The organism is Cellulomonas humilata, assembly GCF_013359775.1.
GTDB lineage: Bacteria > Actinomycetota > Actinomycetes > Actinomycetales > Cellulomonadaceae > Cellulomonas > Cellulomonas humilata.
This window is the reverse complement of record NZ_JABMCI010000057.1, coordinates 31,691-40,872: the sequence shown is the minus strand read 5'-3', so window position 1 is coordinate 40,872 and position 9,182 is coordinate 31,691. Positions and strand designations below refer to the sequence as shown.

At 69.5% G+C, this 9,182-nt stretch carries 10 protein-coding genes; 3 read left to right on the top strand and 7 right to left on the bottom strand.

The window, feature by feature from the left end; translation table 11 throughout:
* A partial coding sequence (locus HP550_RS07160) for a heavy metal translocating P-type ATPase (RefSeq protein WP_175346900.1) occupies positions 1–1,770 on the bottom strand: 1,770 nt, incomplete at its 3' end.
* A 368-nt stretch (positions 1,771–2,138) separates the two neighbouring features.
* Positions 2,139–3,512 (bottom strand): mercury(II) reductase, encoded by a 1,374-nt coding sequence (gene merA / locus HP550_RS07155; protein WP_425484425.1) that lies wholly within the window; start codon positions 3,510–3,512, stop codon positions 2,139–2,141.
* A 59-nt stretch (positions 3,513–3,571) separates the two neighbouring features.
* Here merA and HP550_RS07150 point away from each other — a divergent pair, with 59 nt between their 5' ends.
* A complete protein-coding gene (locus tag HP550_RS07150) occupies positions 3,572–3,970 on the top strand; it encodes a heavy metal-responsive transcriptional regulator (protein ID WP_056091086.1) in 399 nt (132 codons plus the stop codon).
* Positions 3,971–4,548: 578 nt separating this feature from the next.
* Here HP550_RS07150 and HP550_RS07145 read toward each other — a convergent pair.
* The 3 genes from HP550_RS07145 to HP550_RS07135 are packed head-to-tail and all read right to left on the bottom strand — an operon-like array spanning position 4,549 to position 6,492.
* Entirely contained in the window at positions 4,549–5,175 is a 627-nt protein-coding gene (locus HP550_RS07145) for a peroxiredoxin family protein (protein ID WP_175346898.1), read from the bottom strand.
* Positions 5,172–6,188, bottom strand: a complete 1,017-nt coding sequence (locus HP550_RS07140; protein ID WP_175346897.1) for a cytochrome c biogenesis protein CcdA — start codon at positions 6,186–6,188, stop codon at positions 5,172–5,174. Before HP550_RS07140 ends, HP550_RS07145 begins: the two co-directional genes overlap by 4 nt.
* Before the next feature lies 1 nt (position 6,189).
* Positions 6,190–6,492: a glutaredoxin gene (locus HP550_RS07135; RefSeq protein ID WP_175346896.1), complete on the bottom strand. Its 303-nt coding sequence runs from the start codon at positions 6,490–6,492 to the stop codon at positions 6,190–6,192.
* A gap of 145 nt (positions 6,493–6,637) precedes the next feature.
* On the opposite strand from HP550_RS07135, the gene HP550_RS07130 reads away from it, so the two are divergent.
* A complete protein-coding gene (locus tag HP550_RS07130) occupies positions 6,638–7,363 on the top strand; it encodes a response regulator transcription factor (protein WP_175346895.1) in 726 nt (241 codons plus the stop codon).
* A gap of 41 nt (positions 7,364–7,404) precedes the next feature.
* Positions 7,405–8,469: a sensor histidine kinase gene (locus HP550_RS07125; protein WP_246280659.1), complete on the top strand. Its 1,065-nt coding sequence runs from the start codon at positions 7,405–7,407 to the stop codon at positions 8,467–8,469.
* A gap of 57 nt (positions 8,470–8,526) precedes the next feature.
* Here the strand turns inward: HP550_RS07125 and HP550_RS07120 are convergent, their stop codons facing one another.
* Both HP550_RS07120 and HP550_RS22205 read right to left on the bottom strand, forming a co-directional pair.
* The gene (locus HP550_RS07120; protein ID WP_175346893.1) at positions 8,527–8,769 is read right to left on the bottom strand and encodes a hypothetical protein; all 243 of its coding nucleotides are present in this window, start codon (positions 8,767–8,769) and stop codon (positions 8,527–8,529) included.
* A gap of 20 nt (positions 8,770–8,789) precedes the next feature.
* The gene (locus HP550_RS22205; RefSeq protein ID WP_246280658.1) at positions 8,790–9,170 is read right to left on the bottom strand and encodes a hypothetical protein; all 381 of its coding nucleotides are present in this window, start codon (positions 9,168–9,170) and stop codon (positions 8,790–8,792) included.
* Positions 9,171–9,182 lie beyond the last annotated feature (12 nt).

Here is a 9,182-nt window from a genome sequence, read left to right as displayed (position 1 = left end):
GACGAGCACGGCGGTCCTGCCCGACTGCGCGAGCGCGTCACGCGTGGCGGACAGATCGCCGAGCGGGACACCCTCGGCGGACATCAGGCGCTGGTTGCCGACGAGCACCCGGTGACCGTTCACCGTGGCGCCGGCGCCGTGACCGGGGACGTTCCGGAAGTCGTCGGCGGTGAGCACCGCGGCACCGAGGTGTACGGCATGCTCGACGACGGCGCGTGCCAGTGGGTGCTCCGACTCGCGTTCTACGGCGGCCGCCAGCGCGAGGACCTCCAGCTCGGGAAGGTGGTCGACGATCAGGTCCGTGACCTCGGGCTCGCCCTTGGTCAGGGTGCCGGTCTTGTCCATCACGACGGTGTCGATGCGTGCCGAGGTCTCCAGTGCGGTCGCGTTCTTGAACAGGACGCCGCGGCGGGCGCCCAGGCCGGTGCCGACCATGATGGCGGTCGGGGTGGCAAGGCCGAGGGCGTCGGGGCAGGTGATCACGACCACGGTGATGGCGAACAGCATCGCGGTGGGCACGCTGGCCCCGGCGAGGGTCCAGGCGAGGAAGGTAACGGTCCCGCCGACGAGGGCGACGAGCACGAGCCAGAACGCTGCGCGGTCGGCGAGCCGTTGGCCGGGCGCCTTGGAGTTCTGCGCCTCCTGGACCATGGCGACGATCTGGGCCAGGGCGGTGTCCGAGCCGACCTTGGCGGCCCGCACGCGGAGGGCCCCGGTGGTGTTGATCGACGCACCGATCACCTGCGACCCGGGAGCCTTCGGCACCGGCAGGCTCTCTCCGGTAACCATCGACTCGTCGACCTCGGACTCCCCCACCTCGACGACCGCGTCCACGGGGACCTTCGCTCCGGGCCGCACGAGGACCAGGTCTCCGACGACCACGTCAGCCGTGGGGACCTCGACCTCGGATCCGTCGCGCAGCACGACGGCTGTGTCGGGAGCGAGCTCGAGCAGTGTCCGGACGGCGTCGTTCGCGCCGCCCCGGGCTCGCATCTCGACCCAGTGGCCCAGCAGGACGAAGGTCGTCAGGACCGTGGCGGCCTCGTAGAAGACCTCACCGCCGCCGGTCAGGGTGATCCACAGGCTGTACAGCCACCCGGTGCCCACACCGACGGCGACCAGCACCATCATGTCCAGCGTCCGCGCCCGCAGCGCCCGGTAGGCGCCGTCGAAGAAGATCCACGCGGAGTAGAAGATCACCGGCAGCGAGAGCAGCAGGCTGAACACGTCGTCGCGCAGGCCGAACGGGGTGCCGGCCGAGAACCCGATGAGCTCGCGACCGATCGGCGACCACAGCAGGATCGGGATCGACAGCAGCAGCGCGACCAGGAAGCGGTTGCGCATGTCGCGGACCATGTCCGCCATCGAGCCGCCACCGTGGTGACCGCCGTGGCCCATCGCGTCCTGAGCCGACATCGGCGCGGGCGCACCGTGGCCTCCGTGGTGCTCGTGCGCGGGCCCGTCGTCGTGGGACGGCGCCGCGTGATCAGCGCTGGACGCGGGCGTCCTACTGGCCGGGTCGTCCATCGGCTCGCAGATGTGCTGCGGGACGGAGCGCCCCTCGCAGTGGTAGCCGCACTCGGTGACCCAGCCGACGAGCTGGGCCAGGGAGGTCTGGTCGGCGTCGTAGGTAACGTTCGCGGTCTGGGCCAGCGCGTTGGCCTCCACATTCAGGACGCCGGGGCGCCGGGCTAACGCGCGTTCCACGATCGGCTCGGAGGTCGCCCAGTGCAGGCCCCCCACTTCCAGGACTGTCGTCTCGACCTTCATGACCGCTCCCGCATCTCTCGTCGGCTCGCCTGCTTTTGCATACCCCTATGGGGTATCTGCTACCAGTCATAACGCGGGCGCCTGCAGTAATCGTCCCAGCGGACCGTAAAGATCTGATGAAGTCGGCGTCCGTCAGGCGACAGGTTCGTGCTCACCGCCAACCTGTTCCGCAGACGGCGGCTCCGGTCACCCTGCCAACTCGTACCGGCCCCACCCTGACGGCTTGATCTGGCCACATCTGCCCGCGTCCAGCCACGGGCTCGCGAATGCCGTGAAGATCTAGGAGACGGCGCAGCACAGATTGGGACTGCGGCGAATCGCTCGGCGGGCGCCGTCACTCCGTGCTGGTCGGTACTTGCTACTCACGTTCACGCGCAGCAGCTCGTCGGCATGTCACTGCGGAACAGCCCGGCGCAGATCCGCACCGCCTCGCTCATCGTCAGGTACGGGGCCCAGGTATCGGCGAGGTCGTCGACGGTCAGGCCGTACTTGATCGCGTAGGTCGCGGCGAGCATGACATCGCCAGCGCCGTCGAGCGCGGCGTGGACCCCGAGGACTTTGCGGGTGGTGGCGTCGATGACGAGCTTCAGGGCGCCGCGGGTGTCGCGGTTGGCCAGTGCCCTGGGGATGTCCTTGGCGTCGAGGACGCGCACGTCGCAGACGTGCCCGGCGGTCAGTGCCTGCTGCTCTGTGAGTCCCGCGGACGCGAGTTGCGGGGTTGTGAACGTGACCGCGGGCAGGCCGAGGTAGTTCACGACGGTGGGCTGGCCGAGGGCTCCGGCGGCGGCCGCGTGCCCGGTCTGGGCAGCGACGTAGACGTACTGGGGGGCACCGGTGACGTCGCCGGCGGCGAAGATTCGCGGGTTGCTCGTGCGCTGGTGCTCGTCGACGGTGACGAAACCGCGGTCGTCGGTCTGGACCCCGGCCGCGTCAAGCCCGAGGCTGGCGGTGTTCGGGCACCGGCCGGTCGCCACGAGCAGCCGCTGACCGGTCACCTCCGCGCCTCGCTCGGTCCGGACCACCACGGCGCCGCTGGCGGTCGATTCGACCTCGACCGCGCGTTCCTCCACGACGGTGATGCCGTCGTCCGCGAAGACGGCCCGCAGCACATCGGCGACCTCGGGCTCTGCATATGGGGCGAGCCGGCCGACCAGGGTGACAGCGACACCGAGGTGCGACCAGAGCTGGGCCTGCTCCAGCCCGACGTACCCGCCGCCGAGGATCACCATCGAGGATGGCAAGTCCTGCAGCTCCATCGCGGTAGTGCTCGTCAGCGGGTCGACCGCGCCCATGCCCGGCAGGTCCGGGATGCGCGCCGCCGAGCCCGTCGCCACGACGTACGCCCAGGCGAAAACCCGCTCACCGTCGACCTCCAGGGTCTGCGTGTCGACGAATTGAGCGTGTCCGTAGCAGACCGGGAAGCCGTGCGCGTCGGCCACGTCGGCGTACTTCGCCTGACGGAGCCGGTCGATCAACTCCTGCTTCTGGGTCATCAATGCTGCGAGGTCCACACCCCCGGCGTCGGTCGGGACGCTCGGGAAAGGGTTCGCCAGCGCCCGGTGCCGGTGTCCGGCGGCCGCGAGCAGGTTTTTGCTCGGGACACATCCCACGTTCAGGCACGTACCGCCCAGCGCTGTGTGCTCGACCAGCAGGACCGACTTCCCACGCGACCTGGCCTCGATCCCAGCTGCCATCGCCGCGCCCCCGCTGCCGATGACGACCAGGTCCCACGTCTCGTCGATGCTCATCGACGGACCGTAGACGTTCCACCGCACGGCAATGTCAAGCCGTAGCCTTAAGCATGCGGATCGGGGAGCTGGCGGGGCAGGCAGGTATGACGACGAAGACCCTGAGGTTCTACGAGCAAGCGCAGGTACTGCCGCGGCCGGCCCGGACGGCATCGGGATACCGCGACTACGACGAGACCGCGCTCGTCCGGCTTCGCTTCGTCCGCGCCGCGCAGGCAGCCGGGCTGAGCCTGGCCGAGATCCGGACCGTCATCACTGTCCGCGAAAGTCAAGGACCGCCGTGCGGGCACGTCACCGCACTGCTCGACCGGCACGCTGCCGCACTCGACGAGCGCATCACGGAACTCCAGGCCACCCGCGCCGAGGTCCGCCGGCTCCGCGACCGAGCCGCCACGCTGAATCCCGCGACCTGCCGCGAAGACGGCGTCTGCGACGTCATCACGACCGACTGACTGTCAGCGGAGGGACGCCCGCCGCCAGGCCCACACCGCACACCGCCGGCAGATGAACACCCCCGGCACCGACCCCAGCTCGGCCAGACGGCGCCTCTGCTGCCCGCAGCATCCACAGATCGGATGAGGTCGGGATTCGTCCCGGGCAGTCGTCACGCGCACGTCGTCGCGCCTCCTCGCTTGCCCGTGTCCACAACAGCCTGCAGTCCGTCAGGTTGCCACGGTTCATCGTCGCGGACATCACCGTGCTGGCGGCGTGAGCTGCCGGCTATGGCTGGCCGGGCCTTGATTGGCAACGATGCCCTGGAGTCTTGGCTGGTGAAGCAAGATCAATCCGTCACCGTGGGGCCCGATCCCCTGGCCTAGCCACACCGTGCACTCTCACAGTTGCTCGGCCACCTCCAGCTGGTGATCGCCGGCGCACGTGTGGGCCTCCGGTGCGGGTGCCGTGGCGTGGTCGCGCTCCGCGGACTCAGTGCGACAGCACTGGTCGGCCGTGCCGTTCTCCTTGCAGCAACCGGTCATCGTCACTTCTCCGTTGTCTCATGGGTGGGGTCTGGCCTGGGCTGGTGGGCTGCCTAGAGCCGGCTGGTGGCCTCGTCGAGCAGCTCCTTGGGCTCGAGCCACATGGAGGGGTAGTTCCCGTACCACTGCTGGACGCCGTCGGCGTCGATGAGGACGAACCCGTGGCCTGGAAGGCCCTCGTGCATGCCGGTGCCGAGGGTTCCGTAGGCCTTCGAGATCTTGCCGTCGTCCAGCAGGAACGGGGTGGCCACGCCGAGCCGGTCGCGATCGGCGTTGATCTGCTCGGCGGTGTTCATGACGATCGGCAGCACGGTGATGCCGGCCGCCGCGAAGCCGGGCTCCTTCTCGATCTCAGCCATCTGCTGCAGGCACGCATCGCACCCAGCACCCTCGTTGAAGTACAGGATCACGGGTTCACCGAGGAATGATGAGAGGGAGACCGTCTGCCCGTCCGAGGTCGGGAGGGTGAACCCAGGAGCTTGGCGCGTCTCCGCCGAGACGACCGGGCGGGAGCTGAGCAACGCCACAGTGACCAGCGTCGCGACGACCAGGAAGCCTGCGGCCCACGCGGCCAGGCCGAAGCGTCGACGGCGGCGCTTGGTTCGGGCCTCGATCTGCCTGAGCTCCTCGAGCCTCTGCTGGTGCTCGGCCTGGCGACGGCTGGCGGTTCCGGAGGTCATCGCGCTGTTCCTTGCTGTGTAGGCGTGGTGGTGGGCGTGGAGTGACAGGACGGGACTCCGGCGTCGTTCGCCGCATCGCCCAACGACGGGTGCCCGTCGACGGGCTCAGGTGGCACCTGGGACGTGGCGCCGTCGGGCGCTCGGCCGGCTCGGCGACGACGTTCGGAGAGCATCGCCACGACGAACAGGCCGGCGAGGGCCAACAGCCCGGCCCCCAGGATGGGTTCCGGGACCGGGCTGACGAACCGCTGCACCGCCAGGAAGACCTCGGTGAGCGTGCTCGCGGCCGTGTCCTGGGCCTGCGTGCCGCCGGTCATGTTCGCGTCGCCGGCCAGGGCGATGATGAACACGCCCATCACGACGAAGCCGACGGCCACCGCGATGTTCAGCGTGTTGGTCACGATGACGCGGCCGGCGATGCGGATGCGCACCAGCCTGGCGCGCAGGAGCTTGCGCTCCCCCAGCCTCGCCTTGTCCCAGATCAGCGCCATCACGAAGAGCGGGAAGACCATGCCGAACACATAGGCCAGTCCCAGCGTCAGCCCGCCGATGGCGGAGCCGGACAGCGCGGACAGGGTCATGACACCGGCGAGGACGGGAGCGCAGCAGCTGGAGGCCACGCCGGAGAAGACACCGAGCGCGAAGAAGCTGGCCGAGTCGCCGCGGCTGGTGTCCGGGGCCCGCAGGAAGCTGGGCAGCGACCACATCTTCCCCGACAGCGCGAGCACAGCCAGGGCGATCATGAGCAGCCCGCCCGCCCAGTACAGCGGGCCGTGGTATCTCGCGATCGCACCGGAGAGCAGGCTCATCCCGAGCGTGATCGGCACCAGCACCAGTGCGAGGCCCGCGGCGAAGATGAAGGTCAGCGGCAGCAGGCGCCACCGGCGGTTCTTGATCGCTCCGGCCAGGTAGCTGGGTGCCAGGAACACGATGCAGCACGGCGCGAACAGCGCGACACCGCCGGCGAAGAACGCGGCCAGGATGCTCCCCGTGGTCAAGAGCTCGGCGCCCACCTCATGCCCCCGCGGATGAGTTGTGCTGGGAGGTACGCCGCTCGAGCAGCTTGGCCAGCTTCTTGCGCGGCAGCCGCCCGGCGCTGAAGTACGCGCCGTCGACTAGCACGAGCGGGTTCATCGCGGGACGGTGGACAGCCACCAGCGACGCCCCCTCCGCGGACTCCAGCTCGACGACCCGCACCTCGAGGGGCAGCGTCCGGGACAGCTCGGTGAGCGCCTTGGCGGCGTCGTCACAGAGGTGGCACGCCTCGGCGTGGACGACGACTACCGGTACCGGTGGCGTCGATGTCTGGTCGTTCACGGAGTCTCCAACGGGTGATGGGCTGCGGTGCTGGCTCCACGGTCTCTGACTCGTGCTGTGCTGCCGTCGCGGTTTCATGAGCGTTTGATGAAGACGTCGAGCCGGGCTAGGTGGTCCCGCGAGACGGCCGACGGCTCCGTCCACAATGGGCTCCATGGCCCAGCAGATGCCGTCCCCCCGACGCGCCCTAGTGATTGACGACGAGAAGGCCTTGGCCGCGCTCGTCGCCGGCTACCTCGAACGGGACGGCTTCGAGGTGCACCTCGCCCACGACGGCCCCGAGGGCCTCACCGCTGCCCGCTCGGTCGATCCGGACGTCGTGGTGCTCGACCTGGGACTTCCCGGGATGGACGGCGTGGAGGTCTGCCGCCAGCTGCGCACGTTCTCCGACTGCTACGTGGTGATGCTCACCGCACGCAGCGAGGAGATCGACACCTTGATCGGCCTGTCGGTCGGCGCCGATGACTACATGACCAAGCCGTTCAGCCCGCGCGAGCTACAGGCACGCATCGCCGCTCTGCTCCGCAGACCGCGACGCGCCGCCGACGGCCCCACAGCAGCGAGCGAGCCGCTGCGCATCGGCGCCCTCTCGATCGACCTGCCCGGCCGCGAGGTCCTCCTGGACGGCGACCCCGTGCCGCTCACTCGGACAGAGTTCAATGTGCTGGCCGCGCTTGCCGGCAGCCCGCACATCGTCTTCAGCCGACGCGTCCTGATCGAGGCCGTGTGGGGCGACAACTGGGTCGGTGACGAGCACCTGGTCGACGTCCACGTGCTGCACGTGCGGCAGAAGCTCGGCGACACGGCCGACGCGCAGCGCTACGTCCGCACCGTCCGGGGTGTCGGCTACCGCATCGGAACCGGCGGATGAGGTCGCCTAGATGGGGGCTCGCCGGCAGGCTCCTGGCGGCCATGACCCTCGTCGTCCTGGCCGGTGGCGTCACCGCGTGGATCGTCGCTGGGGCGGTCGGACCCGTGGTCTTCCACCGGCACATGGTCGAGGCGGGCGTCGAGGCAGAACCCATGGCCGTGCTGCACGCCGAAGAGGCCTTCCAGTCAGCCAGCGCACTGGCCCTGGCCATCGCCCTCGCAGCATCCGTGGTCGCATCGCTCGCCGTGAGCGTGTTCCTGACCCGGCGCATCGCGGCCTCCCTCGGCACCCTGTCCGCGGCAGCGACCCGTATCGCGGCGGGACATCTCGACTCCCGCGTTGCCCGCCCGTCGCTCGGTGTCGAGTTCGACCAGCTCGCCGACGCCTTCAACGACATGGCGCGCCAGCTCGAGGACAGCGACGCCCTCCGGAAACGGCTGCTCGCCGACGTCGCACACGAGGTCCGCACCCCCGTCGCGGTCATCGGCGCCTACCTGGAGGGGATCGAGGACGGAGTGGCCACGATGACGCCGCAGACCGTGAGGGTGCTGCGCGACCAGGGCGCTCGACTGGCGCGCCTCGCCGCCGACCTCGCGGCAGTGACGAAGGCGGAGCAGGGGGCACGCAACCTTGTTCTCGCAAGAACCTCCGCGGACGCACTCCTGACCACGGCGTTCGACGCCGCGAGAAGCCGATACGCCACCGCCGGCGTCGAACTCACCCTTGATGTCCAGCCCGGGCTGCCTCCTCTCGCGGTCGACGCCGACCGGATGAGCCAGGTGCTGGGCAACCTGCTCGACAACGCCCTACGACACACACCCCTCGGCGGATCCGTGCGCCTCGGCGCGCACCTGACCGAGACGGGTCTCGTCCGGCTCGCGGTCGCCGACACCGGGGAGGGCATCGACCCCAGCCAGCTCAGCCTCGTGTTCGAACGCTTCTACCGGGTGGACACGGCACGCGACCGGGATCGCGGCGGTTCGGGGATCGGTCTCGCGATCGTTCGCGCGATCGTGGTCGCGCACGGCGGGACGGTCGCGGCTCACAGCGCGGGCCTGGGTCACGGATCGTCATTCGACATCGACCTGCCGCCGGCAGCTTCCTGATCGCTGCCTGACGACATCCCCGTAGGCGCAGCCCGACACGCCGAACCCGATCTGGTGTCAGCCGCGCAGACGCCCGTGCGGGTACCGCGGGCCGAAGGTCTTGTGCTCCGGTGTCCTGTTCTCGCGTGCGCCGCTCTCCCGATCCTCAGGGCCATGCTGGTGTTCCTCCGCACGCATCGTGAAGAGCATCACGATCAACATCACCGGGCAGACCAGCACGAACGCCCAGAGGAGCGCCTCCGTCACGCTCACACCGAACAGGAGGAGTCCCACCAGGGCCGCGGCCCCAGCGATGACCATGTACCTCGTGTGACCCTTCATCAGAACCCCTCTTTTCCTGCCAGCGCTGCCACGTCGAGCTCGCCTCTGAGAGACCTGTAGGTCTCCGGCGAGATCTCCCCCGACGCAAGTCGGCTCTCAAGGATCGCCCGAGGATCGCTGGCGACCTGTGCGGGGAACAGGCGGCTCACTGACCACACCGCGAGCCCGACGACGACCAACCAGAACGCGACCATCGACACCCAGCCAGCCGCACCCATCTGCGCGCACCACGGAACCATGGCGATCTCCTGCCGTTCGATCGGGCGCCGCTCGGCGCCTTGTGCCCACTCTCGCCAGCCGTCATCAAGAACCGAGCGGCAATCGATGAAGAGGTGCTGAAGATCGCAAGGGCAGCACCGCTGGGGCCTCGCATAGTTCATTGCCGGCTGTAT